Here is a 25,638-nt window from a genome sequence, read left to right on the forward strand (position 1 = left end):
CCTCTTGGAAAGGATGATTTTGGGAGAATTCGTCGAGATAGAGCGCAAGTTTCTGGTGCTGCGCCTGCCCGATCTCAGCCAGGCGCGGCGGGCGGATATCGCCCAAGGCTATCTGACCCGGAATTCCGATTCGGTCGAATTGCGGCTCAGGGCCGAGGATGACCGCCGCATCCTCACCCTGAAATCGGGCTCGGGCATGACCCGCAAGGAACGCGAGATCGCCCTGAGCCCGGAGCAGTTCGACACGCTCTGGCCCGAGACCGAGGGGCGCCGGCTGGAAAAGGAGCGCTGGACCGGCCCGTTACCCGGCGGCCTTTGCTATGAGCTTGACATCTTTCGCGGCTTTCTAGCCCCCCTGCGGGTGGTCGAGGTGGAATTCGACAGTCTCGCCGCCGCCAGGGCCTTTTGCCCGCCCGGCTGGTTCGGCCGCGAGGTGACCGAGGATCGCCGCTATGGCAATCGCGCGATGGTCACCGATGGCGTGCCGGAGGAGGGTTAAGCGATGTCGGTAAAGACCGGAAAGCTCAGGAAGCAATATGGCGCGCTGCCCTTCATTCAGATCGGCGGCAAGCTGAGGATCGTGCTGATCACCAGCCGGACCCACCAGAACTGGATCTTTCCCAAGGGCAATCGCATACCCGGCCGCTCAGGCGCCGACAGCGCCCTGCAAGAGGCGCGGGAAGAGGCCGGCCTGATCGGCCGGCGCTGGGGCCGGATGAAGCTGCGCGGCATCGTCGATCACCCCGATGGCAAGATCGACCTGACGCTTTATCCGATGCGGGTGGAGCGCATCCGCTCCAACTGGGCTGAGGCGCATCAGCGCCGCCGGGTGCTGGTCTCGGTGCGCGAGGGGGAACAATTGCTGACCTTCAAGGCCAGTCGCCGGATGTTGCGGCAATGGGCGGCGCATTTCCGCACCACCCCGGGCTCTGGCAGCGCTGGGATCAGTCATAGCCCGTCATCTCAAGATAGCCGCCGCCGCGCCGGCTTCCGGTGACGGTGACCGGCCCTTCCCAATAGGCGAACCGCGTGCCCATCCAGGCACCCGGGTTCAGCGCGGCAATCGTCACATTGAGATCACGGTCGGGCAGGGTGAGGTGCCAGCGCACCGGCACCTTGTGACCGCTGGCCTCGCTCCACTCCAGCGGTTCCGCCCGCAACGCCCCGGGGCTGAGCGGTGTCGGCCTCCCATCCGCCGCGATCCAGGTGCCCGAGGTGAAATCGCCGCGCGCCCCGCGCAGCCGGAACCCCATCAGCCGGGCGCCGTCGTCGAAAGAGAGCGAGAACCAATCCCAACCGCTCTGATCCGCCGCCAGCGGTTGCGATGACCATTCGCGGTCGAGCCAGCCTTGCCCGGTGACCGCGACCGGGCCGGAGGGCAGGCTGAGCGTCCCCTCGATCCGGTAATGCGGTTGCGAGTAGTAATAGCTCGCCTGCCCATCGGCGGATTTCACCGAATACCCCCGATCGCCCTGCAGCACGATCGGGCCGTCGGCCACAAGCCGCAGGTCATAGGAAAACTCCGCTCCCCGGGCGGTGAGCGTCAGGTTCGACAGATCATCGTCGCCCGCCATCCGCCAATCGTCGATCCAGGCCTCGAACGGGCCGGTCTTGACCCCGGCGGTGCCGATGCCGCCACGCGCCAGCCGTTCGGCGAAATGGTGGTCTGTGGCTGAGGTGGCGGCGGCATGGCCCATCCAGATCTGCGGGCTCTGCCACCCCTCGGCCTCACCCGGCGCCAGGGCCGATCGGAACAGTGTCCATTGGATGCCATAGGGTGTGCCGTCCGGCCCGGTCAGATTGGCGGTCAGATACCACCATTCGATGCGGTAATCCGGATGCGGCCCGTGATCGCGGGGAAAGACCAGCGGCACCCCGCGTTCCGGCCTGGCGAAACCTTCACCCGCGGTGCTGCCGAGCCCGGCATAGCCTTGCGCCCAGAGCGGTGCGGCGATCAGCGTGGCCAGCAGGGCGAGGAGGATCCTAACGGGCATTGGCAAAGACCTTCAGCAAATCCGACGGTGGCAGCCGATAAAGCCGTCGGGCGGGCAGGGCCGCCGCCAGCCCGGCGGCGAGGAGCGCCAGCGCGAGGAGCCGCAGCCAGTCGAGCGGGAAGAGGGACATCGGCAGCTCCCAGCCGAAGGCCTGCACGTTGATCACCTTCAACAGCACCCAGGCCAGCGCCAGCCCCAGCGGGAGCGCCAGAAGGGCCGTCAGCAGCGCCAGCGCCAGGCTGCGTCCGACCTCGAGCCGCGCCAGCTCGGCCCGGGTCAGCCCCAGCGCCCAGACCGGCGCGATCTGCGGCAGCCGCGGCGACCAGAGCGTCAAGAGGCTGGTCAGGATCGCGAAGCCGGCCACCCCCAGCGTCAAAAGGTTCAGCGCCCCGGTCACCACGAAGGTCTTGTCGAAGACGGCGAGCGAACGGGCCTTGAGCCCGGCGTTGTCGATCAGCGCGGCGGCGGGCAGGTCGAACTGCGCCTGCAGATCGCGCATCAGATCGGCGACCGGCAGGGCAGCGGCACGGATGCCGAAGCGGCGGTTCGGCACCGCGCGCGCATGGGTGAGCAGCGCCGGGATCGACACGATGACCTGACCCGAGGGGTTGCCATAATCGGAATAGACGCCCGCCACCGGCAGCACCCAGTCGGGGGCGATCCGCACCTCGGTCCCGGGCCAGAGGCCGGCGCGGCGGGCCAACTGTTCGTTGACGAAGGCAGCCTCGCCCGCCAGCACCCGATCCCAGCCGCCGGCGCTTTGCCGGATCAACGGCCAGTGGTCGCGATAGCTGATGTCGTCGACCACGCCATAGACCTCCGCCGGCGCGCCGGCGATCTGGAACTCCGCCTCGCGCAGCGGCAGCACCGCGGCAACCCGGGGGATGAGCCATTCGGCGATCTCCGCCCCCTGGGCATCGTCCCGCGCGGTGATATAGAGATCCGCCACCAGCCGCTGATCCAGCCAGCCGACGAAGGTGAGCCGGAAGCTTTTCACCATGGTGCCGACGCCGATATTGGCGGCGAGCGCCAGCAGCAGCGCCATCAAGGCCAGGCTGATCCCCGGCAATTGCGCCCGCATGTCAGCCCAGAGCCATTCGCCCACCACGCCGCGCGCCAGTCTGCGGCCGAGATTGAGGATCAGCCCGAGCGCCGGCGGCAATAGAAGCGCCGCGCCCAGCATCAACCCGGCCAGCAGGGCAAAGCCGCCGATCAGCCCCGGGATCAGCCAGAGCGCCAGCAGCCCGGCGCCGATCAACCCGATCCCGGCCAGCGCTTGGACCCGCGCGGCGCGGTGGGCGCGTTCAGCCCAGGCTTGCAGGCCCGGCGCGGCGAGGATCGGCATATGCGCGGCCCGCCACAGCGATCCGGCCCCGGTCACCAGCGTGCCCGCCAGCGCCATGCCAAGCCCGCCCAACACCCAGACCGGCCGCAGGCTGAGCCCGCCGGCGACCGGCGCGCCATAGAGCCCGCGCAGGGTGGCCGCGACATCGGGCAGAAGCGCGGCCGCCACCAGATAGCCCAGCACCAGCCCGATGCCGCCGCCGATCAGCGCCAGCGCCACAAGCTCGGCCAACATCAACGCGGTGAGGCTGCGCATCGGCAGCCCCAGCGCCCGCAGGGTGCGGATCATCGCCCGACGCTGTTCGAAGGCGAGCCCGACGGTGCCATGCACGATGAACAGCCCGACCGCGAAGGACAGCAGCCCGAAGGCGGTGAGGTTCAGGTGAAAACTGTCGGTCAGCCGCGCGGTATCGGCGCCCTCGCGCCCCGGCAGCCGTTGCAGGTCGGGCGCCAGCCGGTCGAGCGGTTGCAGCCCCATCGGCTGACCGGGCAGGATCAGCAGCCGGTCGATCTGCCCCTCGCGGTGCAGCAGCCGTTCGGCGACGCCGATATCGGTCAGCACCATGCCCGGCGGCACCTCGGCGCTCGCCTGGATCATCGGCAGGCCGGGGATGCCGCGCAACGCCTCTGCCAGATCGGGCGGCGCCAGCAACAGGCCGCCCTGGGCGATCATCTGCGGTAGGGCGCCAGAGTCTTCCGTCAGCGCGGCGAAGGCGGGCATTGGCGGATGGCTCAGCGGATCGAGGCCGACGATGCGCAGCCGCTGATCGCCAAGCGTTGCACGGCCTTCGAGGATGGGGGTGAGTTGCCAACCGGCCCGGCGGAGGGCGACATAGCGGGACAGCGCGATCGGCCCGCCCGGCGCCTCCAGCCGGTCGAGCGCCGCGACGCCAAGCTGGGCGGTGGCGCGCGCATAGCTCGCCCGCGCCTCGGCATTGATCGCCTGCACCGCCGACCAGAGCGCGGTGGCCAGCGCCAGACCGGCCAGCAGGGTTGTGAGCTGCAGCGGATGGCGGCGCCAGTGCGACCAAAGCGCTTGAAGGGCCGCGCGCCTCATGCCACCCGCCCGGCAGACAGGTGAAGATGCCGGTCGGCCCGCGCCGCGATGGTCTGCGAATGGGTGACCAGAAACAACGCCGTGCCAGAGGCGCGCACCAGATCCAGCATCAGATCCATCACCACCGCGCTTGCGGTTTCATCAAGGTTGCCGGTGGGCTCGTCCGCCAGCAGCAGTGCCGGCCGCGCCGCGAGCGCCCGGCCGATGGCGACGCGCTGTTGCTGGCCGCCGGAAAGCTGTTCGGGATAGCGCGCGGTCAGATCGGCCAGGCCCAGGCGGTCAGTCAACTCGGCCAGCCAGCCGCGATCCAGACGGTCGGCGAGGCGGGCGTGGAACGACAGATTCTGTGCCACGCTCAGCGAGGGGATCAGGTTGAACTGCTGGAACACCAATGCCACCCGCTCGCGCCGCAGCCTTGCCCGGCCGGTATCGTCGAGCCCCGACAGTGCCGTGCCCTCAAGCCGGATCTCGCCACTGTCGAAGCTGTCGAGCGCGCCTGCCAGATGCAAGAGCGTGCTCTTGCCGCTGCCGCTTTCGCCGGTCAGTGCCAGGGTTTCGCCGGCGGCGAGGGTCAGCGAGACGCCGCGCAGCACCGGGCGTGTGGCGCCGGGGTAAGTCTTGGTGACAGTGTCGATTTCAAGCAGCATGGCAACCTCGCATCCCATCATTCTCAATCGGGGTTTGCGCCCGGGCTGTCCAGTCCCCGCCGGCGGAATGCTGCCTTGAGTGGGCAGTGGGGAATTGACCTGGGGGCAAGGACAGCGTCATGGTCGGCGCCATGAAACACATGTATTTGAAAGCCCCGATCCTCGCCACGCTCACCGCTCTCTCCGGCGGTGCCTGGGCACAGAGTCAGGACAATGGCAGCCCGGCCGAAGCGCTGTGCCGCACCGAAGCCGAACGGTTGAGCGGTTATCACCCGCCGCGGCTGAGCGCCGATGTCGGCGGCGTTCACATGGAACTGCATGGCTCGGCCGCCGTCGGCGTCTCGAAAAGCTGGGGCGGGACAGCGCGGTCCGCGCCGCCCTTTGCCGGAGAAGCCAACCGTGAGCGACGCGATGCGATGAAGCAAAAGAAGTACCAGAAGTATTTCGACGATTGCATTCAGCGCAACGCGCAAGAGCCCAGGAAATAGATAAGGAAGTCAATGATATTTGAAATAAACCTCACCCAAAAGGTGAGGATGTTCAAGTGGCGGATGAGAGATTAAAGAAATCCTCATGTAAAACATGAACAAATAGGTATTTTATTTTAAAACAATTACATACGGTCGCATCCTAAAGTATCGGGGACAACAGCCGCGCGATCGGGGCCGCATAGCGGATCGGCAGAGATTGCCCGGCGACGCCCTCGGTCATCTCGACCGCCTTGTCGAAATCCTCTCGCAGCATGCGGTCGACCTGCGCGGCGATCTCCGCGTCAAAGAACAGCGCCATCACCTCGAAGTTCAGCAGGAACGAGCGGTTGTCGAGATTGGTGGACCCAACCGCCGCAAGCTGATCGTCCACCACGAAGACCTTCTGGTGCATGAAGCCATCCATATAGCGGAACACCCGCACCCCGGATTCCCGCACCGTATCGAAATAGGCCCAGGCCGCCAGCCAGGGCATCCAGTGATCCACCTTGTCCGGCACCAGGATGCGGACATCGACGCCACGCAGGGCGGCATGGCGCAGCGCAGTCAGGATGTCGGTGTCGGGCACGAAATAGGGCGAAGCGATCCAGAACCGTTCCTTTGCCGCAGCGAGGGCGGAGAAGAACAGCAGATTGCCGGTCTCGCTTTCGTCGCCGGGGCCGGTGGCGACGATCAGCGCGGTGGCATCGGCTTGGTCCAGCGGCGCCTCCCAGCTCAGTTCGGCCAGTGGCAGCTCCCCGGTCACCCAGTGCCAATCCTCGACAAAGATCAGCTGGAGCTGCGAGACCACCGGGCCGCGCAGCCGGATATGGGTGTCGCGCCAATGGCCGTAATAGGGATCGAGCCCGATATATTCCTCGCCCACGTTGAGCCCTCCGGTGAAACCCGTCTCCCCGTCGACGATCACCACCTTGCGGTGGTTGCGAAAGTTGATCTGGAACCGGAAGGCCGGGGCGCGGCGCCGCTTGCGGCGGGCCACCTCGACCCCGGCCGCCCGCAGCTTGCGGAAATAGCGCCCGGGCAGGCCGAAGCTGCCGACGGCATCGGTCATCACCCGAACCTCGACCCCGCGCGCGGCGGCGGCGATCAGCCTCTCGCGCAGGGCGCGCCCCAGCGCGTCGTTGCGGATGATATAGAACTGCACCAGCACATAATGCTGCGCCGCGTCGATCGCCGCGAATATCGCCTGAAAGGCATCCGATCCGTCGATCAGCAGATCCGCCCCGTTGCCCCTGAGCGCCGGCATATTGGCGCAATACTCGAACGGCTCCAGCGACAGCCGGGTGCGATCGGGATCCGGCGCATGGCGCACCCGCGCCTTGCCGATCGCCTCCACCACCAGCCGCGCCTCGCGGCGCGAGATGATATAGCCGCGCAGCCGGTGATGCCCCAGCACCATATAGGCCGGCACCGCGGCGAAGGGCATCGCCAGCAGGAAGACGACCCAGCCGACCGCCCCCTGCGCCGTGCGCGCGGTGACCGCGGCGCGATAGGCGAAGACGAAGGACAGGATATAGAAGGCGGCAACCGCAAGGCTGCCCAGCATGACCCACATGGCGCGACGCTCCGGCGGCGGGGCAGGCGGCTCCGCCCCGGACAAAGATCAGGACTTGCGCATCCGGTCGAAAGCGGCCTTGAGCTTCAGGCCCAGATCCTTCGCCGCCTCACCCACCTCGGCGGCGGATTTGTCGAGCTCGGTCTTGCTGACGAAACTGTCCCATTTGGCCTGCAGCTCCTGCCACTCCTGCTCGGCCTCCTTGCTGCCGAGATGAAGCTGCAGCTTCAGCTCGTCACGGGCGTTCTTCATCTTTTTGGCGAAATCGTCTAGATCGCTCATCTTGTGGTTCCTCTCTCGTCCCGGCGATGGCCGGCCCCCTGGGCGATCGTGCAATCAATCCGCGCCAAAGGCAATCCGTGACTGCCCCAGGCCCCCCATCGGGGTGGATCGACCGGAAAACCGCCGTTATAGGAAGGACATGACCCAGACCCAAGCCCAGCCCCGGCCGTTGACCCCGCTTCGCCTGCTCCGCGCCCTGATCCGCGCCGCCAAGCGGTTCAACGACAAAGGCGGCTGGGTGATGAGCAGCCATGTCGCCATGTCGATGATGATGGCGCTGTTCCCCTTCGTGCTGTTCATCGTGGCGCTCGCCGGCGCGCTGTCGAGCGACATGCCGACGGATGATCTGTTCAACCTGCTGCTCGGCTCCTGGCCCAAGGAGATTTCCCAGCCGATCGAACGGGAATTGCGCGCCGTGCTCGACGGGTCGCATTCCAGCCTGATGACGGTGGGCGGCGTGCTGGCGGCCTATTTCGCCTCGAACGGGGTCGAGGCGGTGCGTCTCGCCCTGGCGCGGGCCTATCACGACACCGATCCGCGCCCGTTTTGGCAGACCCGGCTGATCAGCCTCGGCCTGGTGATCGCCGGGGCGGCGCTGGTGATCGCCGGGGTGGCGGTCGATCTGGTGATACCGATCTATACCAACATGCTGAATGCCGCCGTGCCGGGGCAGGTGACCTCATGGTTCACCGGGGTGGGCGTCAGCTGGTTGTTTGTCGCGGCGATGCCGGTGCTCGGCGTCTTCGCCTTCCACCTGCTGTTGCCGCCGCGCCGGCACAGGCTGCGCAAGCTGCTGCCGGGCATCCTGCTGACGGTGGTGGTCGCTGGGCTGGCGGGATGGGGATTCTCGATCTACGTGTCGCGCTTTGCCAGCTATTCGGCGACTTACGCGGGGCTTGCGGGCGCCATGTCGGCGCTGATCTTCCTCTATTTCAACGCCGCCATCCTGATCTTCGGCGCGGAATTCAACGGTGCGCTGATGGAGGATGAGGCCGCCGCCACGGACCCCGGCGCGCCGCAATCGGCCTGACCTGCCGCGCCGCCGCCCCGGTTTCGCCCTGACCCGGGCGCAATGCCGGCGCAGGCTGACCCAAGCCGAAAGCAGGAGCCCCGACACCATGCTGCGCAGCGGTCTCGACCGATCCCTCGCCGATCTCCGCCACGCGCGGCTTTTCGCGTTGATCCACCAGCAGGCGCGGGCCGATTACATCGCGCGCCGGTTGGCCACGCTGCGCTCGGCGCAGGGCGCCGCGCCCGAGCAAACCGCATTGCTCGCCCGCGCTGAGCACTCTTTCGACCGCCCCTCGCGCCGCTGAACTCAGCCGCGAAAGCCGGTGGCGATGACGAATTTCTCGGAACTGTCGGCGCGCGAGGCGGGCGGCTTCACATTGGCCACCTTATCGAACTTCTGCTTCAGGAGCTTCTGCAGCTCGCCCTCGGCGCCACCGGCCAGAACCTTGGCGACAAAGGTGCCCCCCTCGTCCAGCACATCAAAGGCCAGATGCGCCGCGGTTTCGCAAAGCGCGATGATGCGCAAATGGTCGGTCTGCTTGTGACCGGAGGCGGAGGCGGCCATATCCGACATCACCACGTCGGCGCGGCCGCCCAGCCACTCCTTGATTTGCAGATCGGCACCATCCGACATGAAATCGAGCTGATGGATCTCGGCGCCGGGCAGGGGTTCGACCTCCTGCAGGTCGATGCCGATGATCCGGCCCACCGCCTTGCCCTTCTTCTCGCCCAAGGCGTTGATGCGGGGCACCGCCACCTGCAGCCAGCCGCCCGGGGCGCAGCCCAGATCGACGACGCGGGCGCCCGGCACCAGAAAGCGGAACTTGTCGTCCAGCTCCATGATCTTGAAGGCGGCGCGGCCGCGAAACCCCTCGGCCTGGGCACGTTTCACGTAAGGATCGTTCAGCTGTCGCTGCAGCCAGCGCGTCGAGGACAGCTTGCGCCCTCGCGCGGTTTTCACCTTCACCGTAAGATCGCGTTGCCCGCGCCCGGATGTGTTCTTCGCCATGATCTCATTTCTCCGTCGCTGCCCCGATAGCCTCATTAGCGGCTCCCGGCAAGCCGGGCGCCGATCGGGGCGCTGTCGCCGCCCTGGCCTCGGCCGCTCGCCCCGGGGATATTGGCCTCTAGATCAAAGCGGCAATCCGCGCCCGGGCCTTCGATCTGGTTCAAATATCCTCGGGGGTGAGCGGCCCTTGCGGCCGCGAGGGGGCAGACAGCCCCCTTTCCCCGGACCCCGCGTCAGAACGGCCCGTCTTCCAGCACGCCGTCGGCGCTCATCTGCGCATAGAGCAGCCCCTCGCGCAGGCCGCGATCGGCCACCGACAGCCGGTCGGTCGGCCAGCAGCGCAACAGCGCCTGCAGGATCGCCGCACCGGACATGATCAACGCCTGGCGGTCCTCACCGATCCGCGGATCGCAGCGCCGCCCGGTGGGGCCGAGCTCAAGATAGTTGCGGATCACCTTGTCGATCTGGTCCGAGGTCATCCGCAGCCCGTCGACCTTGGTCCGGTCATAGCGCTTGAGCCCCAGATGCGAGGCCGCCACCGTGGTCACCGTGCCCGAGGTGCCGACGATCTGGAAATGCTCGCGCGATTGCATCGCGTGATAGGGGGTGAACTCGGCGAGGTTTTCCTCGAAATACCAGCTCATCAGCGCGAAGCGGGCGGCGTCGTCCTCGACATCGGCGAATTGGTCGCGCAGCGTCGCCACCCCCAGGGGCACCGAGATCCAGTCGACCACCTTGGCCGCGGGAAACGGGCTTTCCGGCGGGTGAAAGCCCGCGTGCAGCCGCATGATCGCCGCCGGCCGATCGCGCCGCGGCACCGAGGAGAGGTCGATCCACACCAGTTCGGTCGAGCCGCCGCCGATATCCACCACCAGAAGCTGTTCGGTCTTGGTCGAGACCAGCGGCGCGCAGGAGATCACGGCGAGCCGGGCTTCCTCCTCGGGCATGATGATCTCCAGGCTCAGCCCGGTCTCGCGCTTGACCTGACGAATGAATTCGCGCGCGTTCTTGGCGCGCCGGCACGCCTCGGTCGCGACCAGCCGCATCCGGCGCACCTTGTTGCGCTTGATCTTCTGCTGACAGATGCGCAACGCCTGGATGGTGCGCGCCATCGAGGCGCGCGACAGTCGACCGGTCCGTTCCAGCCCGGAACCGAGCTGGACCGATTTCGAGAAACTGTCGACCACATGGAACCCGCTGCCCTTGGGCTGGGCAATGAGCATGCGACAACTGTTCGTACCCAGATCCAGCGCGGCATAGAGCGCATCCGGATCGGGCGGGGTCGGCGCGGGGCTTTCGACCGCTTTGGGGAACGCGCCCGCACCAATGGGACGCTTGGGCGTCATAGGAACACGCCCTCCGATTTTCGAGTTAACTTAGAGTTATGTCGTCCATCCCGCCGGCGCAAGGGATCCCGCACGGCAGGCCCCGGCTTTGGTCGCACATGGCGCCGTTTTCGTCGAAAACCGGCTGCGGACCTGTCGGGCGCTGCCGTAAGCATGGAACAGGCAGCAGGGGAATCAGGCGAGATGCCCGAGGTAACGGTTCTGTATTGGCGCGATATTCCCGCCCAGGTGATCGTCGGGCGCGGGCGGCGCGGCATCAAACGGGTCCTGGCGGACCGGTTCGAGCAGGCGATTGACCGCGCCGCGATGAGGGCGGGGGTGGCGGCGAGCGACGCCTATCTCGCCGAATGGCGCAAGACAGAACCGGTCAGCCGCGACGGTGACCCCGAAGCCCTGGCCGAGGAGGCGGCGCTTCGGCTGGAGACGGCCTATGGCGCCGACCGGCTGAAGGCGCTGATCGACAACGACGGCTGGGCATGAGCCACACTTTATGGGAGGCCGCGATGGCTTTGTTGAGCTTCAGGAAACGTGACGTGGCGCCGGCGACACCGGTGAACCGCGAGGTCGAGGCCTTCCTTGAGGGCTATTCGATCGAGGTGATGCCGCGCACCGCCGCCAAGATCGCAGATTTCCGCGATCTGCTGCCGGCCGGCGCCCGCGTCTATATCGCCCATATCGACGGCACCCCGATCGAGGAGATGGTCGCCACCGCCCGCCGGCTCAGGACCGAGGGCTATGCGCCGATGCCGCATGTCCCGGCCCGGCTCATCGCCGATCGTGCCGCGCTGGAAAACTGGATCGCCATGTATCAGGGCGAGGCCGGGGTTGATCAGGCGCTGCTGCTCGCCGGGGGGCTGGCCGAGGCGCGGGGGAGGTTCGACAATTCCATGCAGTTGCTGGAGACCGGGCTGTTCGACAAGGCCGGGTTCAAGCGGCTGCATGTGGCCGGTCATCCGGAAGGCAACCGCGATATCGACCGCTCCGGAGGCGATGCCAACGTGATGGCGGCGCTGCGCTGGAAGCAGGCGTTCAGCGAGCGGACCGACGCGCGAATGGCCCTGGTGACGCAATTCTGTTTCGAGGCGGCGCCGATCATCGCCTGGGCCGATGGGCTGCAGGCGGCCGGCATCGACTTGCCCATTCATATCGGCATCGCCGGGCCTGCCAGGTTGCAGACGCTGATCAAATTCGCCGTCGCCTGCGGTATCGGCCCGTCGCTGAAGGTCTTGCAGAAACGCGCCATGGACGTGTCGAAACTGCTGCTGCCCTATGAGCCCGCCGATGTGGTTGCCGAGCTGGCCGCGCATAAGGCCGCGCATCCCGATTTCGGGGTCGAGGCGGTGCATTTCTTCCCCCTTGGCGGCATCCAGAGCACTGCCGCCTGGGCCACCGAAAACGGTGGCCGTGCCGCCACTCCCGCCAACCAGAGCTGAAGGGCCCGCGCCATGACCCGCACCATCGTCGAAAGCAAGACCAGGACGGCCATCATCGGCTTTGATCAGCCGTTCTGCGTGATCGGCGAAAGGATCAACCCGACCGGCCGCAAGATCCTCGCCGCCGAACTGGAGGCTGGCGATTTCTCCACCGTCGAACGCGACGCGCTGGCCCAGGTCGCCGCCGGGGCCAATGTACTCGATATCAACGCGGGCGTCGTCTATAACTCCAACCCCAACCCGAACGAGACCGAACCGCCCTTGATGACCAGGATCATCGAACTGGTGCAGGGGCTGGTCGACATGCCGCTTTGCATCGACAGCTCGGTGCCGGCGGCGCTCGAGGCCGGGCTGGCGGCGGCCGAGGGGCGGCCGCTGTTGAATTCGGTGACCGGCGAGGAGGAGCGGCTCGAGCTGGTGCTGCCGCTGGTCAAGAAATACAACGTGCCGGTGGTGGCGATTTCGAACGACGACAGCGGGATTTCCGAGGATCCGGATGTGCGCTTCGCCGTGGCGAAGAAGATCGTCGAGCGGGCCGCCGATTTCGGCATTCCCGCGCATGACATCGTGGTCGACCCGTTGGTGATGCCGATCGGCGCCATGGCGACGGCCGGCCAGCAGGTCTTTGCCCTGGTGCGGCGGCTGCGGCAGGAGCTGGGGGTGAACACCACCTGCGGCGCCTCGAACATCTCCTTCGGGCTGCCGAACCGGCACGGGATCAACAACGCCTTTCTGCCGATGGCGATCGGGGCGGGGATGACCAGCGCCATCATGAACCCCTGCGCGTTGCCGGTCGGCGCCAAGGCGATTGCCGCGAAACGCGCCGAGGTCGCCGCCGCCGGCATCCTTTTGCCCGACGAGATGGACGACGAGAGCTTCTGCGCCCTCTTCGGTCTGGGCTCGACCCGATACCGTCCGGGGCGCGAGATGGAGGCGATCCGCGCCGCCAATCTGCTCGGTAATCACGACGCCCACGGCAGCGCCTGGATCCGCTTCAACAAACCGCCCGAGGCCGAGGGCGCGGAAGGCGGCCGGCGAGGCCGCGCCGGGGGCAGGCGGCGGCGGGGCTAACCGTTCTTCCGCCATGCCGAACCGCCCCTGCGGTTTTCCTGCCGCGCTTGGCCTGGGAAAACCGGCATCGGCGGGAAATCGCTTGACCAGGGCATCTCTCCTCGGCTCGGCTGGCGCCATGAAAATGCTGCCCAATCCGTTTCGTGGCGAGGCTGAGGCCTTGGCCGCGCTCACCGATATCCCGATGCCCTCGACCGAGGCCGCCCGACCGATGGGGCTGATCGCGCGCTGTCCCGTCTATGCGGCGACGCCGCTGGCTCCGGTGCCCGATCTGGCCGCCCGGCTGGACGTGGCCGAGGTCTGGATCAAGGACGAACGCGCCCGCATGGGGCTGGGCAGTTTCAAGGCCTTGGGAGCGGCCTATGTGATCGCCTGCGATGCCGAGGCGGGCGAGGCTGCGGGGCAGACCTATGTCACCGCCAGCGCCGGCAACCATGGCATGTCGGTGGCCGCCGGCGCCCGCGCGCCAAAGGCGCGGGCGGTGGTCTATATCGCCGAGACGGTGCCGGAGCGTTTCGCCCCACGGCTGCGCGATCAGGGGGCCGAGGTGCTGCGCGAAGGCGCGACCTATGAGGCCAGCATGGAGGCGGCCGCGCGGGCGGCAGAGCGGCACGGCTGGCGGCTTCTCTCCGACAGTTCCTGGCCCGGCTATGTCACCCGGCCGCATCGGCTGATGGAAGGCTATCTGGTGCTGATCGAGGAGGTGGCGCGCCAGATACCCGCCCCGCCAACGCATATCTTTCTGCAGGCGGGTGTTGGCGGCTTGGCCGGTGCCGTGGCGGCCCTGGCGCGGGTGCATTGGGGCGATGGCCCCGACATCACCGTGGTCGAGCCTGACCAGGCGCCGGCGCTGGCGGCCTCGATCGCCGCCGGGCGGCCTGTCATCGCCTCGGGTGGGGTCTCGGCCATGGGGCGGCTCGATTGCAAGGAGCCGTCGCTGATCGCGCTCAAGGGGCTGGCGCGGGACGCGAACGGCTTTCTCACCATCACCGAGACCGAGGGGCAGGCCGGTGCCGCGCTGGCGGCCGAGGTCGACCTGCCCAGCACCCCGTCGGGCGCCGCCGGCCTGTCCGGGGCGCTGGCAATGGCCAAGGCCGGGGCGCTGGCGGCCGACGCGCGCCTCCTCCTCATCCTGAGCGAGGGGCCTGAGTGAGCTTTCCGGTTTCGGAATATCAGGGCCGGCTGCAACGGGCGCAGCGCCGCATGGGGGCGGCGGATCTCGATGCGCTGCTGCTGACGACCGAGGCCGATATCCGGTACTTCACCGGCTTTCTCACCCGCTTCTGGGAAAGCCCGTCACGGCCCTGGTTCCTGATCCTGCCGGCCGCCGGCAGCCCGGTGGCGGTGATCCCCTCGATCGGGGTGGCGCTGATGACGCGCACCTGGATCGCCGATATCCGCAGCTGGCCCTCGCCGGCGCCGGGCGATGACGGCGTCAGCCTCTTGGCCGAGACGCTGACCGAACTGTTGGGGCCGAAGGCGCGGGTCGGGGTTCCGATGGGGCCGGAAAGCCATCTGCGCATGCCCCTGGCCGATTGGGACCGGCTGCGCGCGCTCAGCGGACTGACCTTTACCCATGGCGCCCGCATCCTCGCCGATCTGCGCGCGATCAAGTCCGAGGCCGAGATTTCGCTGATCCGCGCCGCCTGCGCCGTGGCCGACCGCGCCTTTGCCCGCGTCCCCGAGGTGGCGCGCGCCGGAGTGGCCCTGAGCCAGGTGTTTCGCGATTTCCAGCGGCTCTGCCTTGAGGAGGGCGCGGATTTCGTGCCCTATCTGGCCGGCGCCGCCGGGCCGGGCGGCTATGAGGATGTGATCTCTCCGGCCGGTCCTGAGCCGCTTTGCCGGGGCGATGTCCTGATGCTCGACACCGGGCTGACGCAAGCAGGGTATTTCTGCGATTTCGACCGGAATTTCTCGGTCGCCCCGCCGTCCGAGGCGGTGCGCGCGACCCATGCCGCGCTGGTCGAGGCGGTGCAGGAGGCGGCGGCGGCCGCGCGGCCGGGACAGACCGCGGCGGGGCTGCATCGGCTGCTGACCCGGGCGCTTGGCCGACATGGCGCGCCGGGGGCCGGGCGGCTGGGCCATGGGCTCGGCATGCAGTTGACCGAAGGGTTATCTCTGCTCCCCGCGGATCACACCGAATTGCGCGCCGGCATGGTGCTGACGCTGGAGCCGGTGATCGAACTCGCCCCCGGGCGGATCATGGTGCATGAGGAGAACATCGTGATCCGCGAGGGAGGAGCGGAATTCCTGTCGCGCCCGGCGTCGCCCGACATCCCCGTGCTCGCCGGATAGCAGACCGATCCGTTTGCCATTCCGACCGCGAGCCGATCTTGTTAGGGTGCGACACCAGCAATAGCGAAGAACCGGGGGGAACATCCATATGGACGACGGGACGCTGCGTCTCGATCAGGTTGATCTCAGCCTCTCGATCGACACCGGGGCCTATGACGCCGCACTGCTGGAGTTGCAGTTGCAACTCGCCATGGTGCAGCAGGCCTATCTGCATCTGCCCACCAAGGCGGTGATCGTCTTCGAGGGCTGGGATGCCGCCGGCAAGGGCGGCACCATCCGCCGGCTGTCACAGGCCTTCGATCCGCGCAGTTTCAAGGTCTGGCCGATCGGGGCGCCGCGCAACTATTACCTCGAACGCCATTACCTGCTGCGCTTCATGGAACGTCTGCCGCCCTCGGGGGCGATTTCGGTCTTCGACCGGTCCTGGTATGGCCGCGTGCTGGTCGAGCGGGTCGAGAAGCTGACACCGGAAGAGCGCTGGCGCGCCGCATACGAGGAGATCGTCGGCTTTGAAAAGGTTCTGGTCGCCGATGACACCCGGGTGGTGAAACTGTTCTTCCATATCTCGCAGGACGAACAGATGCGCCGCTTCGAGGAGCGGTTGCGCGACCCGCTGAAGCGCTGGAAGCTGAGTTACGAAGATTTCCGCAACCGCGGCCATTGGGCCGAGCACGAGGCGGCGGCGAACGAGATGTTCCAGCGTACCTCGTGGGACGGGGCGCCCTGGCATGTGATCCCGGCCAATCACAAGAAATACGCCCGCATCGCGGCGATGCGCATTATCTTGAAGCAGCTTTCCGAAGGGATTGATCTGAGCCCGGCGCCGGTGGACGAGAGGTTGCTGAAGATCGCCGAGCAGGAGCTGATGCTGGATGCCGATCTGATCACCGGATTGCGCGCGCAGCTCAGCGGCGGAAGCTGATCGGCAGCGCGAACAGGAAGGTCGGCCCCGGCAACGTCTTCGGCGCCGGGGGGAAAGGCGCGGCGCTACGGACCGCATCGAGCGCCGCGGCATCGAGCGCCGCATCGCCCGAGGACCGCTGGATTGCCACCCCCTGCAAGGCGCCGTCGCGGTTGACGCGCACGTTCAGCACCACCCGCCCGTTGCGCTTGGCGGCAGCCGGGAACTGCTTGAAATGCTCGACCCGGGCGCGGATCTGCCCCCCAAAGTCGACCATCAGGCTGCGCCGTTCGCTGGCTGAAAGGGTCGCGGTCTGCGCGGTGTCGCGCTCGCCCGCCTGCGCCCGACCGCCGCTGCCGGCAGCGCGCTGCGCCTCTGCCGCGGCAGAGGCCGGGCGGCTCTGCTCGGCCGGCCGCGCCGGGCCGGCGTCAGGCGGTGGCGGCGGCGCCTGCGGGGTGGGTGGATTGGCGGGCTCGGGCGCCTCCGGTGCCTTCTGTGCTTGCCGGATCGGCGCGGGCTCCGGGTCTGCTCGGGGCGCGGGCGCAACCTCGTCGCTCGCCGGTTGTGGCAGCGCCGGGGCGGTTGAATCCGGTGCGACCTGCGCCGGCAGCGGCAACGGCTCCGGCGGCTGATCGGCACGGGCGGGGACAGGGGCGGCGGGATAGGGCAAAATCTGCGGGCGCGTCTCGGCCAGCGGCGTTTCGGGTGCGGCGAGCCCGTCCACGGGATCAGCCCTCGGGGCGGTGACGCTCCCGGTCACATCCGGCGGCATCTCCCAGCTTTGGACCAGGCTGGCAAGCTGCGGCGCCGCCGCCTCGATCGAGATCAGATTGTCGCCCCCCGATCCGCTGGACTGGCTGCCGCCCTTCGACCCGGTCCAGATCGCGAATCCCGCGATGTGCAGCCCCAGGGCGAGCGCCGCGAACAGCGGGATTTGCGCGGCCATTCTCATGCCGCCCCCAAGGGGAGCTGAAGCTGAGAAGAAAGGGTTTGGCGCATTCTGCTGGGCCTGCGATGGAGAAACCGGATAGGCCGTTGTCTACGACGCCGGGCCGCGAGAGGTAAAGTCCGCGCCCCCGCGATAACGAAAAAGCCCCCGCGAAGCGGGGGCCAAACGGGTCAGCGTCAGGAAAGGAACGGGGCTCAGGCGCCCCAGTTGCGGACTTCGCCGCAATCCATATGCACGAAGTTCGACCGGCTATAGCGACCGACACCGCCGGCCTGGCAGGCCTGCGCCGCACGCGAGATCTGGCTGACATTGCGCGACCCCAGCCGCACGTCGGCAGCCTGGCCGCGCATGTGCAGGGAGTTCTTGGCCACTCCGCGCGACCGGGACCGCAGCATGGCGTTGGTCTGCGGGCTGCGATAGCCGGAAAGCAACATGTAGGGTTCGGAAACATCCAGAAGGTTATGCGCGGCGGCCAGGATGTCGAGGGTGCGCGTATCGATCGGCTTGACCTGATCAACGCGCCAGTCGCGCATGAAGAAGTTGATCTCTTTGACCGCATCACCGATGTAATCGCCGTCGATCCAGTAGATCATGTCCAGCTTTTCGCCGGTGCGGCCGGAATACATCCTGATCCTGCGGATATCTCCGCCGCCGCGCAGAAAGCCCGCCGCCTTGGAGTATGTCGGGGCCGCCGCTACCGCGGTTGCCGCGAATGCACCCAATAGGGCGCGCCGGGTGAAACCCGTGCCTTTATGCTCTGCCATGTTTAACGCTGTCCCGTACGATAGTCCTGCCGTTGCGCGATGTTACGCGCGGTTCAAATCCATCCCCAGATGCACCATATGAATGACACAGACGGAATCATGAGCCAAGCACGGATTGTTTCATCTTTGTCATAGCCGCGATTTTCGGCGAAATTTTGCGCAAATTCCCCCTTCTCAAAAGGGGAGCACCCTGGCAATCGTCCGATTCTCGGCAGGGGGAGCGACCCGGCTGCACCAGGCAAAGACCCATTTCGCGGCCTGACTGAAATGTGAATGGACATTGCGCTCGCCCCCCTCAAGGCTCATAAAAACCGAATTGATGCAAACTGTTGTCGGCAGTCGGTGCATCACGAAACTTGTTAGAACCACGTTACCCAGAGGTTTGATAATGATGCCCTCCTTCCGCCTTTCGCTGCGCGAGACCCTGTTGGCGACGATCTGCTCAATCGGGATGGCGGGGCTGAGCGGAGTGCTGCCGGCGCAGGCACAGGTGACCGCCTTCAAGCAGTCCGTCGCGGCCGCTGCCGCCGGAGACGAGGCGGTGGCCGCCTTTTATCGCGATCGCGATTACCAGCCGCTCTGGACCGCGCCGGGAGAGGAGGCGCAGCAGCGCCGCGCCGCGCTGCTGGATGTGCTGTCGCGCGCCGCGGTGCAGGGCCTGCCCGATTCCCGCTATCACGTCGACCGGCTCAAGGCGCAGATGGCCGAGGTGAAGACCACCCGCGATCTCGGCGAGGTCGAGGTCGCGCTGAGCCGCGCCTTCGTCACCTATGCCAAGGATGTGCAGACCGGGCTGCTGACGCCCTCGAAGATCGACGACGGCATCAAGCGCGTGGTGCCGCTGCACGACCGCGAGAGCTATCTGAACGAATTCGCGTTGAACGACAGCCCGCAGGCCTATCTGCGTGGGCTGCCGCCGATGACGGCGGAATATCGTGGGCTGATGAAGGAAAAGCTGCGGCTGGAATATGTCATGGCCCATGGCGGCTGGGGGCCGCGGGTCAATTCGCAGAGGATCGAACCGGGCGACACTGGCGCGGCGGTGATCGCGCTGCGCAACCGTCTGGTGGCGATGGGCTATCTCGCTCCCAGTCCGACCGGCGAATATGGCCCGGCGCTGCAAGAGGCGGTGCAGCGGTTCCAGATGGCCCACGGGCTTGAGCCGGACGGTGTCGCTGGCGCCGGCACCCTGGCCGAGGTCAATGTCCCGGTCGAGGACCGGCTGAAATCCATCATCGTGGCGATGGAGCGTGAACGTTGGCTGAACCACGAACGCGGCGATCGGCACATTCTGGTCAATCAGACCGATTTCACCGCCAAGATCATTGATCATGGCCGGGTGACCTTCCAGACCCGCTCTGTCATCGGCATGAACGCCAATGACCGTCGCAGCCCGGAATTCTCGGACGAGATGGAACATTTGGTCATCAACCCGAGCTGGTATGTGCCGCGCTCGATCGTGGTGAACGAATATCTGCCGAAACTGCGCAACAACCCCGGCGCCGCCGGACATCTCGAGATCACCGACAGCCGTGGTCGCGAGATCAGCCGGACCGATGCCGATTTCTCGCAATATTCGGCGCGCTCCTTCCCCTTCGCCATGCGCCAGCCGCCGGGGGAGAGCAACGCGCTGGGGCGGGTCAAGTTCATGTTCCCGAACCCGTACAATATCTATCTGCACGACACGCCGCAGAAGAACCTGTTCGGCCGCGAGGTGCGGGCCTTCTCGCACGGCTGTATCCGGCTGGCCGATCCCTTTGACTTCGCCTATGCGCTGCTGGCGCCGCAGGTCGATGATCCCAAGGCCTATTTCAAGTCGATCCTCGACACCGGCAAGGAAACCAAGGTGATGCTGAAGACGCCGGTTCCGGTGCATCTGATCTATCGCACCGCCTTCACCGACGGTCGTGGCCGGGCAGAATTCCGCCGTGATATCTATGGCCGCGACGCCAAGATCTGGGATGCGCTGCAACAGGCAGGGGTGACTCTGGGCGCGGTTCAGGGGTAAGCACTGGTCCAAGCAAGACGCAGGACCGGATATGACCAGCTTTACCATCCAAGAGATCGCCCAGGCCCTGGGGTTCGAAACCCGGGGCGATGCCTCGTTGCGGATCAGCCGCGCGGCCGAGCCGGCCAGCGCCGGGCCGGATGATCTGGCGCTCGCCATGTCGCCCCGCTATGGCGAAGATCTGACAAAGGGCCAGGCGCGGGCCGCCATGGTCTGGCCGGATGCCGACTGGCAGGCATTCGGGCTGAAGGCCGCGATCCTGGCGCCGCGTCCGCGCATGGCGATGTCGGGGCTGACCCGGATGATGGACAAGGGGCAGGGCTTCCCCTCCGGCATCCATCCCTCGGCGGTGATCGATCCCACGGCCGAGCTGGGCGAGGGCGTGTCAGTCGGGCCGCTGGCGGTGATCGCGGCCGGCGCCAAGATCGGCGCGGGGTCGGTGATCGGGCCGCATTGCTATATCGGCTGGGATGTCGAGATCGGCGAGAACGCCTTTCTGCGCGAAATGGTCAGCATCGGCGCAAGGGTCAGGATCGGCGCCCGCTTCATGGCCCAGCCCGGCGCGCGGATCGGCAACGACGGGTTTTCCTATGTCACGCCCGAGGTGTCAGGCGCCGAGAACGTGCGCAAGACCATGGGAGACCAGGGCGGCGCCAAGGCGCAATCCTGGGTACGCATCCATTCGCTGGGCGCCGTGCGCATCGGCGACGATGTCGAGATCGGCGCCAATGCCACCATCGACAACGGCACCATCCGCGACACCGAGATCGGCGATGGCTGCAAGCTCGATAACCTGGTCCATGTCGGCCACAACGTCCGCACCGGCCACGATTGCCTGTTTGCCGGCCAGACCGGCATCTCGGGCTCGGTGGTGATCGGTAACAACGTGGTGCTCGGCGGACAGACCGGCGTGGTGGACAATATCTTCATCGGCGACGGGGTGATCGCCGCCGGCGGCACCAAGATCCTGTCGAACGCCCCGGCCGGGCGGGTGCTGATGGGCTATCCCGGCGTCAAGATGGAGACCCAGACCGAAATCTACAAGGCACAGCGCCGTCTGCCGCGTCTGTTGAAGGACATCGCCGCGCTGAAAAAGGCTGTTTCCAAACTGGGTTCGACCGAGTAAATCAGCCGCAGCACAGCAGAACCGAGAGGTCCAATGAGCATCCGCGACAAGGTTATCGCCATCATCGCCGAACAGGCCGTTCTGGACCCCTCCGACGTGTCGGAAGACAGCACGTTGGAGGATCTGGGCATCGACAGCCTCGGTCTGGTGGAAAGCATCTTCGCGATTGAAGAGGAATTCGACATCTCGATCCCCTTCAATGCCAACGAACCCAGCCAGAGCGATTTCGACATCTCCAGTGTCGCTGCCATCATCGCCGGGATCGAAAAACTGATCGCCGAGCAATCCTGATGCGCGGCATGGGGAGGTGACGCAATGAAGCGTGTCGTTATTACCGGCGCGGGAACCATCAATTCGCTCGGCCATTCGGTTGCCGCGACGCTGGAGGCCATGCGCGAGGGCCGCTGCGGTATCGGACCGCTCGAGTTCCGCGATGTCGAGCGTCTGGCGATCCAGATCGGCGGCCAGGTGCGCGGGTTCGAGACCGAGGGGCGGTTCAACCGCCAGCAGATTTCGCTCTATGACCGTTTCACCCAGTTCACCCTGACCGCGGCGGAAGAGGCGATCACCCAGGCCGGGCTGGAATTCCATGGCGAGCTTGCCGCGCGTTCGGGCGTGGTGCTGGGAACCGCCGGTGGTGGGGTGTCGACCTGGGATGACAACTATCGCTCGGTCTATGAGGACGGCAAGAACCGGGTGCATCCCTTCGTGGTGCCGAAGCTGATGAACAACGCGGCCGCCAGCCACGTGTCGATGCAATATAACCTCAAGGGGCCGAGCTTTACCGTCTCGACCGCCTGCGCCTCGTCGAACCACGCGATGGGCCTGGCCTTTCAACTCGTCCGTTCCGGCGCCGCGCCGGTGATGGTGACCGGCGGGTCGGAAAGCATGCTCTGCTTTGGCGGCGTCAAGGCCTGGGAAGGGTTGCGGGTGATGTCCAAGGACGCCTGTCGCCCGTTCAGCGCCAATCGCAATGGCATGGTCCAGGGCGAGGGCGCCGGCATCTTCGTCTTCGAGGAATACGAACACGCCCGCCGACGCGGCGCCGAGATCCTGGCCGAAGTGGTGGGCTCTGCCATGACCTCGGATGCTTCCGACATCGTGATGCCATCGAAACAGGGGGCGGCGCGGGCGATGGCCGGCGCGCTGGCCGATGCCGGCCTCGACGGTGATGCCGTCGGCTATATCAATGCCCATGGCACCGGAACGGCGGCCAATGACAAGACCGAATGCGCTGCTGTCGCCGACGTCTTCGGGCCGCACGCCGATGAGCTGATGATCTCCTCGACCAAGTCGATGCACGGCCATCTGATCGGCGGCACCGGCGCGGTCGAACTTCTGGCCTGCATCATGGCGCTGCGCGACGGGGTGATCGCCCCCACCATCGGCTACGAGGAACCGGATCCGGAATGCGCGCTCGACGTGGTGCCGAACGAGGCGCGCGAGGCCAAGGTCGATGTGGCGCTGTCGAACGCCTTCGCCTTCGGTGGCTTGAACGCGGTGCTGGCGCTGCGCCGGATCTGACCGATCCCCCCCCGGCGCGCATTTTTCCGTCAAGACCCCTTACACGACAAAAGAAAACCGCCGGCCCTTTCGGGTCGGCGGTTTCTCGTGCGGAGCGGCGCTAGCGCTTACTCCTTGACGACATCGACCTTGTCGAAACCGGAGGTGAAGCCCGCCAGCGACAGCTTCAGGGTCACCACCTTGTCCGGCGCCGGAGCCGGACGCAGCGACAGGATCGCCGCCTTGCCGTTCTTCATCGCGTTGATGTCGGCTTCGGTCAGGCCGATCTGCGCGACGCAGCCATAGGGGTTGCAGAACGAATAGTTGTACCGCTTGCCCGGAGCCCCGTCGATCGACAGGGTGAGCTGCGCCGGCAGCAGGGTCTCGAGCGGCACGACCACCGTGGCGCCGGCAATCGCCTGGCCCTTGCCCTCGATCCGGAACAGGGAGAATTCCGCCATCGGATTGCCGCCGCCGTTGGGATCATGCAGGATCTGCAGCAGCGAACAGGGATCCTTGTCGCCTTCGGTCTTGATACAGGCCAGATCCCAGTCGCCGATCTTTTCCTTGGAATAGCGCTGACCGAGTTGCGGGCTGCCGTCTGAGGGCTGCCCCATGTCCAGAAGTTTGTCGGCGCTTCCGGATTGCTCGGCGGCAGGCGCCTTGGTCTCACTGTCCTGCGCCAGCACCGGTGCGCTCAACGCGACCAGGGCCAGGACCGAGAGAGAGGTGAGGGTTTTCAACATGAAAATCTCTTCTTTGTGCTGTGGCTGCCTGCGCCTGCTCTAGCACGCTGTCCCGACGCTGTCAGGGGCAATCACCGCGCGCGCGCGGAAATGTTCCCAAGCCCGATATCGGCAGCCCGAGATCAGCCGCGCGCAAGATTGCAAAAGCGGCCGGGCGGGGCGGATGAAAAAAGGGGGCCGCTACAGCCCCCTTTCAAAACGATTGTGTCTCCCCGTCGGACCGGCCGACTTAGTTATGCCCCGACGTTACGAAAGGGTTACGTTCCGGTCAACATCTAAGCTGGGTTTCGCTGCCCGTACCGCGGGCAATGCCCGAATTTTATGCAGGCCCCAGGCGCGTGAAAGCGCCGTGCCCATCAGGGCACGGCCAGTCTGTCAGAGAGGAAGCCGCCCGACGCTCCACTTGCCGCCGCCGGACAGAGGCACTATCCCGAGGAAGTGTTAACGTTTTGTATGTGTCCCGGGGTCTGTCCCGGGCAGGGGGCGCGATGGACGGCAAGGTATTCCTCGGTGGCGGGGGTGAGAATTACAGCGTGAAACAGGGGCTGGCGCTGAAATACGCCAACCGCCATGGGCTGATCGCCGGGGCCACCGGCACCGGCAAGACCGTCACGCTGCAGATCCTGGCCGAAGGGTTTTCCGCCGCCGGCGTCCCGGTGGTGCTGTCCGACGTCAAGGGCGATCTGGCGGGGCTGGCCAAGGCGGGGCGGCCAGATCAGAAGCTGCACCAATCCTTCATCGACCGCGCGGCGGCGATCGGTTTCGACGATTACGCCTATGCCGCCTGTCCCGTCACCTTCTGGGATGTCTACGGGGAGCAGGGCCATCCGCTCAGAACCACCGTGGCCGAGATGGGGCCGCTCCTGCTGTCGCGGCTGCTCGACCTCTCCGAGGCGCAGGAGGGTATCCTCAACATCGCCTTCCGCCTCTCGGATGAGGAGGGGTTGCCGCTGCTCGACCTCAAGGATCTGCAGGCGCTGCTGACCTGGATCGGCGAGAACCGCGAAAAGCTGTCGCTGCGCTATGGCAATGTCTCGGTCGCCTCGGTCGGCGCCATCCAGCGCCGCCTGCTGGTGATCGAAAACCAGGGCGCGACGCAGTTCTTCGGCGAACCGGCGCTGGAGCTGGCCGATCTGATGCGCACCGATGCGCGAGGTCACGGCATGGTCAATATCCTCGCCGCCGACAAGCTGATGGCGGCGCCCGGGCTCTATGCCACCTGCCTGCTCTGGCTGCTCTCCGAACTCTTCGAGGAGTTGCCCGAGGTCGGTGATCCCGAGAAACCCAAGCTGGTCTTCTTCTTCGACGAGGCGCATCTGCTGTTCGATGGCGCCCCCAAGGCCTTGGTCGACAAGGTGGAACAGGTGGCCCGGCTGATCCGCTCCAAGGGCGTCGGCGTCTATTTCGTCACCCAGCAGCCGGCCGACGTCCCCGAAGACATCCTGGCCCAGCTCGGCAACCGGGTGCAGCATGCGCTGCGCGCCTTCACCGCCCGCGACCGGCGCAACCTCAAGGCCGCCGCCGAGACCTATCGCGACAATCCCCGCTTTTCGACCGAGGAGGCGATCCGTGACGTCGGCACCGGCGAGGCGGTCACCTCGATGCTCGGCCCCAAGGGCGCCCCGGGCGTGGTCGAACGCACGCTGATCCGGCCGCCGTCGTCGCAGCTCGGCCCGATCACCGAGGCGGAGCGCCGCGCGATCATCGCCGCCTCTGGTCTCGCCGGCAAATACGATACCGCCGTCGATCGCCGCTCGGCCTATGAAATCCTGCAGCAGCGTGCCGGGGCCGCCGCGACCGAGGCCGCCTTGGCCGAGGAAAAGGCTGAAACCGCCGCCGCGGCGGAGCGCGAATTCAACGCCGCGCGCCGCTATAGCGGTGCCCGCGTCAGCCGCTCCAGCGCCCGGGTGCAAAGCAGCCGCTCTGGCGACAGCTTCGGCTCGGCACTGTCCCAGGCGGTGATCAAGGAACTGAAAGGCACCACCGGCCGCCGCATCGTGCGCGGCATCCTCGGCAGCTTCTTCAAGGGCCGCTGACCAGCAAAACGGCGCCCGGGTGTTCCGGGCGCCGCCTGATGTCTTTTCTAGCTGCAAATTGCCCCGCCAGAGG

Annotated in this window: 26 protein-coding genes; 16 read left to right on the forward strand and 10 right to left on the reverse strand. The window is 66.8% G+C overall.

The annotated features are described in order from the left end of the window. Positions 1 to 19 precede the first annotated feature (19 nt). Both ACN0V4_RS10650 and ACN0V4_RS10655 read left to right on the forward strand, forming a co-directional pair. Positions 20 to 499, forward strand: a complete 480-nt coding sequence (locus ACN0V4_RS10650) for a CYTH domain-containing protein (protein ID WP_417675848.1) — start codon at positions 20 to 22, stop codon at positions 497 to 499. A gap of 3 nt (positions 500 to 502) precedes the next feature. Continuing rightward, the gene (locus tag ACN0V4_RS10655) at positions 503 to 997 is read left to right on the forward strand and encodes an NUDIX hydrolase (RefSeq protein WP_417675850.1); all 495 of its coding nucleotides are present in this window, start codon (positions 503 to 505) and stop codon (positions 995 to 997) included. Here ACN0V4_RS10655 and ACN0V4_RS10660 read toward each other — a convergent pair. Genes ACN0V4_RS10660 through ACN0V4_RS10670 form a run of 3 tightly spaced genes read right to left on the reverse strand, consistent with a single transcriptional unit; the run spans position 945 to position 5,042 of the window. Next, entirely contained in the window at positions 945 to 1,994 is a 1,050-nt protein-coding gene (locus ACN0V4_RS10660) for a lipocalin-like domain-containing protein (protein ID WP_417675852.1), read from the reverse strand. The genes ACN0V4_RS10655 and ACN0V4_RS10660 overlap by 53 nt on opposite strands. Next, positions 1,984 to 4,395, reverse strand: a complete 2,412-nt coding sequence (locus ACN0V4_RS10665; protein WP_417675854.1) for an FtsX-like permease family protein — start codon at positions 4,393 to 4,395, stop codon at positions 1,984 to 1,986. The genes ACN0V4_RS10660 and ACN0V4_RS10665 overlap by 11 nt, the downstream gene beginning before the upstream one ends. Continuing rightward, positions 4,392 to 5,042 (reverse strand): ABC transporter ATP-binding protein, encoded by a 651-nt coding sequence (locus tag ACN0V4_RS10670; RefSeq protein ID WP_417675856.1) that lies wholly within the window; start codon positions 5,040 to 5,042, stop codon positions 4,392 to 4,394. Before ACN0V4_RS10670 ends, ACN0V4_RS10665 begins: the two co-directional genes overlap by 4 nt. A gap of 119 nt (positions 5,043 to 5,161) precedes the next feature. On the opposite strand from ACN0V4_RS10670, the gene ACN0V4_RS10675 reads away from it, so the two are divergent. Further along, positions 5,162 to 5,530 carry a hypothetical protein gene (locus ACN0V4_RS10675; protein WP_417675858.1) on the forward strand — a complete coding sequence of 123 codons (369 nt, stop codon included), beginning with the start codon at positions 5,162 to 5,164 and terminating at the stop codon, positions 5,528 to 5,530. Positions 5,531 to 5,672: 142 nt separating this feature from the next. On the opposite strand, the gene cls is transcribed toward ACN0V4_RS10675, so the two are convergent. Both cls and ACN0V4_RS10685 read right to left on the reverse strand, forming a co-directional pair. Further along, positions 5,673 to 7,085 (reverse strand): cardiolipin synthase, encoded by a 1,413-nt coding sequence (gene cls, locus ACN0V4_RS10680; RefSeq protein ID WP_417675860.1) that lies wholly within the window; start codon positions 7,083 to 7,085, stop codon positions 5,673 to 5,675. A gap of 48 nt (positions 7,086 to 7,133) precedes the next feature. Beyond that, entirely contained in the window at positions 7,134 to 7,367 is a 234-nt protein-coding gene (locus ACN0V4_RS10685) for a hypothetical protein (RefSeq protein ID WP_417675861.1), read from the reverse strand. A gap of 139 nt (positions 7,368 to 7,506) precedes the next feature. Between ACN0V4_RS10685 and ACN0V4_RS10690 the strand changes: the two genes are divergently transcribed. Both ACN0V4_RS10690 and ACN0V4_RS10695 read left to right on the forward strand, forming a co-directional pair. Further along, positions 7,507 to 8,397, forward strand: a complete 891-nt coding sequence (locus ACN0V4_RS10690) for a YihY/virulence factor BrkB family protein (protein ID WP_417675863.1) — start codon at positions 7,507 to 7,509, stop codon at positions 8,395 to 8,397. A gap of 88 nt (positions 8,398 to 8,485) precedes the next feature. Further along, the gene (locus ACN0V4_RS10695; protein ID WP_417675865.1) at positions 8,486 to 8,683 is read left to right on the forward strand and encodes a hypothetical protein; all 198 of its coding nucleotides are present in this window, start codon (positions 8,486 to 8,488) and stop codon (positions 8,681 to 8,683) included. 2 nt (positions 8,684 to 8,685) lie between these two features. On the opposite strand, the gene ACN0V4_RS10700 is transcribed toward ACN0V4_RS10695, so the two are convergent. Together ACN0V4_RS10700 and ACN0V4_RS10705 are read right to left on the reverse strand one after the other, a co-directional pair. Next, the gene (locus tag ACN0V4_RS10700; RefSeq protein ID WP_417675867.1) at positions 8,686 to 9,387 is read right to left on the reverse strand and encodes an RlmE family RNA methyltransferase; all 702 of its coding nucleotides are present in this window, start codon (positions 9,385 to 9,387) and stop codon (positions 8,686 to 8,688) included. A gap of 233 nt (positions 9,388 to 9,620) precedes the next feature. Then, positions 9,621 to 10,733 carry a Ppx/GppA phosphatase family protein gene (locus tag ACN0V4_RS10705; RefSeq protein WP_417675869.1) on the reverse strand — a complete coding sequence of 371 codons (1,113 nt, stop codon included), beginning with the start codon at positions 10,731 to 10,733 and terminating at the stop codon, positions 9,621 to 9,623. Positions 10,734 to 10,916: 183 nt separating this feature from the next. Between ACN0V4_RS10705 and ACN0V4_RS10710 the strand changes: the two genes are divergently transcribed. From ACN0V4_RS10710 to ACN0V4_RS10735, 6 genes are all read left to right on the forward strand, one after another. Beyond that, a complete protein-coding gene (locus tag ACN0V4_RS10710) occupies positions 10,917 to 11,213 on the forward strand; it encodes a virulence factor (RefSeq protein ID WP_417675871.1) in 297 nt (98 codons plus the stop codon). Between the two features lie 23 nt (positions 11,214 to 11,236). Continuing rightward, positions 11,237 to 12,166, forward strand: coding sequence for a methylenetetrahydrofolate reductase (locus ACN0V4_RS10715; protein ID WP_417675873.1), 930 nt, complete (start codon positions 11,237 to 11,239; stop codon positions 12,164 to 12,166). A gap of 12 nt (positions 12,167 to 12,178) precedes the next feature. Beyond that, positions 12,179 to 13,237, forward strand: coding sequence for a dihydropteroate synthase (locus ACN0V4_RS10720; RefSeq protein ID WP_417675875.1), 1,059 nt, complete (start codon positions 12,179 to 12,181; stop codon positions 13,235 to 13,237). 118 nt (positions 13,238 to 13,355) lie between these two features. Next, complete coding sequence (locus ACN0V4_RS10725) at positions 13,356 to 14,390, forward strand: pyridoxal-phosphate dependent enzyme (protein WP_417675877.1); 1,035 nt, start codon at positions 13,356 to 13,358, stop codon at positions 14,388 to 14,390. Continuing rightward, on the forward strand, positions 14,387 to 15,532 hold the full coding sequence (locus tag ACN0V4_RS10730; protein WP_417675879.1) for a M24 family metallopeptidase: 1,146 nt from the start codon (positions 14,387 to 14,389) through the stop codon (positions 15,530 to 15,532). Before ACN0V4_RS10725 ends, ACN0V4_RS10730 begins: the two co-directional genes overlap by 4 nt. Positions 15,533 to 15,620: 88 nt before the next feature. After that, complete coding sequence (locus ACN0V4_RS10735; RefSeq protein WP_417675881.1) at positions 15,621 to 16,454, forward strand: polyphosphate kinase 2 family protein; 834 nt, start codon at positions 15,621 to 15,623, stop codon at positions 16,452 to 16,454. On the opposite strand, the gene ACN0V4_RS10740 is transcribed toward ACN0V4_RS10735, so the two are convergent. Further along, positions 16,438 to 17,379 (reverse strand): TonB family protein, encoded by a 942-nt coding sequence (locus ACN0V4_RS10740; RefSeq protein WP_417675883.1) that lies wholly within the window; start codon positions 17,377 to 17,379, stop codon positions 16,438 to 16,440. The genes ACN0V4_RS10735 and ACN0V4_RS10740 overlap by 17 nt on opposite strands. A gap of 197 nt (positions 17,380 to 17,576) precedes the next feature. Continuing rightward, positions 17,577 to 18,146 (reverse strand): YcbK family protein, encoded by a 570-nt coding sequence (locus ACN0V4_RS10745; protein ID WP_417675885.1) that lies wholly within the window; start codon positions 18,144 to 18,146, stop codon positions 17,577 to 17,579. A 388-nt stretch (positions 18,147 to 18,534) separates the two neighbouring features. Here ACN0V4_RS10745 and ACN0V4_RS10750 point away from each other — a divergent pair, with 388 nt between their 5' ends. The 4 genes from ACN0V4_RS10750 to ACN0V4_RS10765 are packed head-to-tail and all read left to right on the forward strand — an operon-like array spanning position 18,535 to position 22,804. Beyond that, the gene (locus ACN0V4_RS10750; RefSeq protein WP_417675887.1) at positions 18,535 to 20,154 is read left to right on the forward strand and encodes a L,D-transpeptidase family protein; all 1,620 of its coding nucleotides are present in this window, start codon (positions 18,535 to 18,537) and stop codon (positions 20,152 to 20,154) included. A gap of 31 nt (positions 20,155 to 20,185) precedes the next feature. Beyond that, positions 20,186 to 21,280, forward strand: coding sequence for a UDP-3-O-(3-hydroxymyristoyl)glucosamine N-acyltransferase (lpxD, locus tag ACN0V4_RS10755; protein WP_417675889.1), 1,095 nt, complete (start codon positions 20,186 to 20,188; stop codon positions 21,278 to 21,280). 33 nt (positions 21,281 to 21,313) lie between these two features. Further along, the gene (locus tag ACN0V4_RS10760; protein WP_417675891.1) at positions 21,314 to 21,571 is read left to right on the forward strand and encodes an acyl carrier protein; all 258 of its coding nucleotides are present in this window, start codon (positions 21,314 to 21,316) and stop codon (positions 21,569 to 21,571) included. 24 nt (positions 21,572 to 21,595) lie between these two features. Next, positions 21,596 to 22,804, forward strand: coding sequence for a beta-ketoacyl-[acyl-carrier-protein] synthase family protein (locus tag ACN0V4_RS10765; RefSeq protein ID WP_417675893.1), 1,209 nt, complete (start codon positions 21,596 to 21,598; stop codon positions 22,802 to 22,804). A 107-nt stretch (positions 22,805 to 22,911) separates the two neighbouring features. Here ACN0V4_RS10765 and ACN0V4_RS10770 read toward each other — a convergent pair whose 3' ends face one another. Then, entirely contained in the window at positions 22,912 to 23,529 is a 618-nt protein-coding gene (locus ACN0V4_RS10770) for an invasion associated locus B family protein (RefSeq protein WP_417675895.1), read from the reverse strand. Between the two features lie 488 nt (positions 23,530 to 24,017). Here ACN0V4_RS10770 and ACN0V4_RS10775 point away from each other — a divergent pair, with 488 nt between their 5' ends. Further along, positions 24,018 to 25,565 carry a helicase HerA-like domain-containing protein gene (locus ACN0V4_RS10775; RefSeq protein ID WP_417675897.1) on the forward strand — a complete coding sequence of 516 codons (1,548 nt, stop codon included), beginning with the start codon at positions 24,018 to 24,020 and terminating at the stop codon, positions 25,563 to 25,565. Positions 25,566 to 25,638: the final 73 nt, after the last annotated feature.

Source organism: Pseudodonghicola sp. (assembly GCF_048268305.1).
Classification (GTDB): Bacteria; Pseudomonadota; Alphaproteobacteria; order Rhodobacterales; family Rhodobacteraceae; genus Pseudodonghicola.

What these genes read in the sequence shown, in the direction of transcription:
- ACN0V4_RS10750 (WP_417675887.1), top strand. Translation starts at nt 18,535, where the DNA reads ATGATGCCCTCCTTCCGCCTTTCGCTGCGCGAGACCCTGTTGGCGACG.
- ACN0V4_RS10690 (WP_417675863.1), top strand. Translation starts at nt 7,507, where the DNA reads ATGACCCAGACCCAAGCCCAGCCCCGGCCGTTGACCCCGCTTCGCCTG.
- ACN0V4_RS10710 (WP_417675871.1), top strand. Translation starts at nt 10,917, where the DNA reads ATGCCCGAGGTAACGGTTCTGTATTGGCGCGATATTCCCGCCCAGGTG.
- ACN0V4_RS10670 (WP_417675856.1), bottom strand. Translation starts at nt 5,042, where the DNA reads ATGCTGCTTGAAATCGACACTGTCACCAAGACTTACCCCGGCGCCACA.
- ACN0V4_RS10675 (WP_417675858.1), top strand. Translation starts at nt 5,162, where the DNA reads ATGGTCGGCGCCATGAAACACATGTATTTGAAAGCCCCGATCCTCGCC.
- ACN0V4_RS10685 (WP_417675861.1), bottom strand. Translation starts at nt 7,367, where the DNA reads ATGAGCGATCTAGACGATTTCGCCAAAAAGATGAAGAACGCCCGTGAC.
- ACN0V4_RS10740 (WP_417675883.1), bottom strand. Translation starts at nt 17,379, where the DNA reads ATGGCCGCGCAAATCCCGCTGTTCGCGGCGCTCGCCCTGGGGCTGCAC.
- ACN0V4_RS10765 (WP_417675893.1), top strand. Translation starts at nt 21,596, where the DNA reads ATGAAGCGTGTCGTTATTACCGGCGCGGGAACCATCAATTCGCTCGGC.
- ACN0V4_RS10760 (WP_417675891.1), top strand. Translation starts at nt 21,314, where the DNA reads ATGAGCATCCGCGACAAGGTTATCGCCATCATCGCCGAACAGGCCGTT.
- ACN0V4_RS10735 (WP_417675881.1), top strand. Translation starts at nt 15,621, where the DNA reads ATGGACGACGGGACGCTGCGTCTCGATCAGGTTGATCTCAGCCTCTCG.
- ACN0V4_RS10695 (WP_417675865.1), top strand. Translation starts at nt 8,486, where the DNA reads ATGCTGCGCAGCGGTCTCGACCGATCCCTCGCCGATCTCCGCCACGCG.
- ACN0V4_RS10725 (WP_417675877.1), top strand. Translation starts at nt 13,356, where the DNA reads ATGAAAATGCTGCCCAATCCGTTTCGTGGCGAGGCTGAGGCCTTGGCC.
- lpxD (WP_417675889.1), top strand. Translation starts at nt 20,186, where the DNA reads ATGACCAGCTTTACCATCCAAGAGATCGCCCAGGCCCTGGGGTTCGAA.
- ACN0V4_RS10665 (WP_417675854.1), bottom strand. Translation starts at nt 4,395, where the DNA reads ATGAGGCGCGCGGCCCTTCAAGCGCTTTGGTCGCACTGGCGCCGCCAT.
- ACN0V4_RS10655 (WP_417675850.1), top strand. Translation starts at nt 503, where the DNA reads ATGTCGGTAAAGACCGGAAAGCTCAGGAAGCAATATGGCGCGCTGCCC.
- ACN0V4_RS10715 (WP_417675873.1), top strand. Translation starts at nt 11,237, where the DNA reads ATGGCTTTGTTGAGCTTCAGGAAACGTGACGTGGCGCCGGCGACACCG.
- ACN0V4_RS10705 (WP_417675869.1), bottom strand. Translation starts at nt 10,733, where the DNA reads ATGACGCCCAAGCGTCCCATTGGTGCGGGCGCGTTCCCCAAAGCGGTC.
- ACN0V4_RS10720 (WP_417675875.1), top strand. Translation starts at nt 12,179, where the DNA reads ATGACCCGCACCATCGTCGAAAGCAAGACCAGGACGGCCATCATCGGC.
- cls (WP_417675860.1), bottom strand. Translation starts at nt 7,085, where the DNA reads ATGTGGGTCATGCTGGGCAGCCTTGCGGTTGCCGCCTTCTATATCCTG.
- ACN0V4_RS10660 (WP_417675852.1), bottom strand. Translation starts at nt 1,994, where the DNA reads ATGCCCGTTAGGATCCTCCTCGCCCTGCTGGCCACGCTGATCGCCGCA.
- ACN0V4_RS10745 (WP_417675885.1), bottom strand. Translation starts at nt 18,146, where the DNA reads ATGGCAGAGCATAAAGGCACGGGTTTCACCCGGCGCGCCCTATTGGGT.
- ACN0V4_RS10775 (WP_417675897.1), top strand. Translation starts at nt 24,018, where the DNA reads ATGGACGGCAAGGTATTCCTCGGTGGCGGGGGTGAGAATTACAGCGTG.
- ACN0V4_RS10700 (WP_417675867.1), bottom strand. Translation starts at nt 9,387, where the DNA reads ATGGCGAAGAACACATCCGGGCGCGGGCAACGCGATCTTACGGTGAAG.
- ACN0V4_RS10770 (WP_417675895.1), bottom strand. Translation starts at nt 23,529, where the DNA reads ATGTTGAAAACCCTCACCTCTCTCTCGGTCCTGGCCCTGGTCGCGTTG.